Annotated in this window: 2 protein-coding genes; both read left to right on the forward strand. The window is 59.9% G+C overall.

The features are described from left to right. Window positions 1-1,576 (forward strand): serine hydrolase domain-containing protein (locus JNL55_RS27700; protein WP_293862310.1); only part of this gene is annotated, 1,576 nt, incomplete at its 5' end. Between the two features lie 25 nt (window positions 1,577-1,601). Continuing rightward, window positions 1,602-2,147: ABC transporter substrate-binding protein (locus JNL55_RS27705; protein ID WP_293862313.1), on the forward strand; the 546-nt coding region annotated here is incomplete at its 3' end.

Below are 2,147 nucleotides of genomic sequence, written 5' to 3' on the forward strand. Positions count from 1 at the left end.
GAAGCATCAGTGGCTGCTGCAGAAGGCCTTTGGATTGGCCAATGTCGATACTGGCAAGCGCAATGGGGTCGACACGATTTTCTGTGTCGCCTCAGTGTCGAAACAGTTCACGGCCACGTTGGCCGCGATCGCCGCTCACAATGGTCATTTCTCACTGGACGACGACATCCGCAAGCACGTGCCGGAGCTCCCCGATTACGGCCGGCCCATCACCATTCGCAATCTGATTCACCACACCAACGGTCTGCGTGACGATGGCTGGCTGGTGAAGCTCACCGGCAGGTCGAGCCAGTATTCGACACAGCCGCGGCTCCTCCGCCTGATCACGCGGCAGCAGGGCGTGAATTTTCTGGCGGGCGAAAAATTCAGTTATGGCAACACCGCCTATGTGTTGCTGGCGGAGATCATCGAGCGCAAGACCGGGCAATCGCTGCACGCATATGCGAGGCAGAAAATATTCGGCCCGCTCGGCATGGTGAACACCTATTACATCGGCGATCCGCAAGGCCCGAAGAACTATGCCACGCCCTATCAGCGCGAGGGCAACCGCTGGGCCAACACGGGGGCTTTCACCGAGCTGGCTCGACGCGCGACGGGCGGTGTCATGACCACGCTCGATGACTATGGTCTGTGGGTTCAAAATCTGCTGGCAAAGGACAGCAAGCTCGACGGTGGCGCCGAGCTGACGCGCATGCTGATGGCGCCAGATCGGCTCATCGACGGCAGCTCGAACGAGTACGGATTCGGGTTGGAGCTAGGCGCGTATCGCGGCTTGCAAAGCATCGGTCACGATGGCTCGGGCGGCGGCTACAAGGCCGACACCATCATGTTCCCGACGCGATTGCTGGCTGTGTTCGCATTTTGGAACAACAGCGTCTATCCCACCGACACGGTGTTGCAACTGGTCGATTTGTTTCTCGATCAACCCGGCGGCGAGAGTGTGAGCGCCAAGGAGAAGGTGATCGACGTGCCGGCGGCTGACTTGAAGCCGCTGGTGGGCATGTACCGCGAGGCATCGGTGGGATCTGCCATGCTCGTGAGCATGACGGGCACGGGTTTGACGATCGCCTATAGAGATCCACCGCATCCCATCCAAGCCGTGTCTCGCTCGCGGTTTCTCGCGCCGGGGCATTTGCAGCTGGAGTTCGAGCGTGACGGACAAGGTCGCGGCATCCGTCTGCGACAGGACAAGTCGAGTGATCTGGTGATCGGCACGGGGATCTTCGAGCGCGTCCAGCCACCCGTCTTGAACACCAAACAATTGTCGGTTTATGCGGGCGATTACTACAGCCGGGACGTCGACGCGACCTATCGATTCAAAGTCGACAACGGCCGGCTGGTGATGAACATCGTCGGTAGCGAGCCGGGGGAGGTGGGGTCGCAGACTAAGACTGTGGTGATGCAGCCATCGTTGGTGGATGAGTTTGTCTCGATCCCCGATCGCATGGTGTTCAGTTTTCAGCGAGACGGCGGCCGAGGCCCGTCGGGATTCCTGCTGAATGCCCACCATGGATCCATTTTGCGCCTACCGTTCAAACGCAACTCGACATCGCCGGGCGTGCCGTCGGCACCGTGAACCTAAGAAAATGAGGAAACAAGAAATGCGGATTCGAGCGTGGAGCTGGCATCTGAGGAATCTGTACATCGCCAGCGTGCTCTCGCTGGTGGTTTCACCCGTGATGGCTGCCGCTAAATCCGAGCCGCTGACCGTGAACTGGTATCACAAGGCACAGTATCTGCAGCCGGTGATCGCAGCGTTTACCAAGGAAACCGGCATCGCCGTCAAGGTCACCGACGCCTACGACAAGTTCGACACGGACGTGATCCTGGTGTCGGACTACAAAGGGTTGACGGAAGCGAAGAAGTTCAACCAGTTCCAGCGCATCCAGTCGCCCGAACTGGACGCCATCGTGCCGGCGCGCTGGCGCGACCGAGATGGATACTGGTATGGCGTCGTCTTGCGCGCGCGTGCGGTCATCTATAACAAGGCACAGGTGAAGCCGGGTGAGATCAAGACTCTGCGGGATCTGGCGAATCCGAAATGGCGCGGTCGGGTGGCGTTACGATCGGCTGCGAATGTCTATAACCGTTCGCTGCTCGCCTCGATGATCGTGCATCAGGGGCACGCGTCGGCGCTGGAGTGGGCG

It is taken from the genome of Steroidobacter sp. (genome assembly GCF_016790065.1).
GTDB lineage: Bacteria > Pseudomonadota > Gammaproteobacteria > Steroidobacterales > Steroidobacteraceae > Steroidobacter.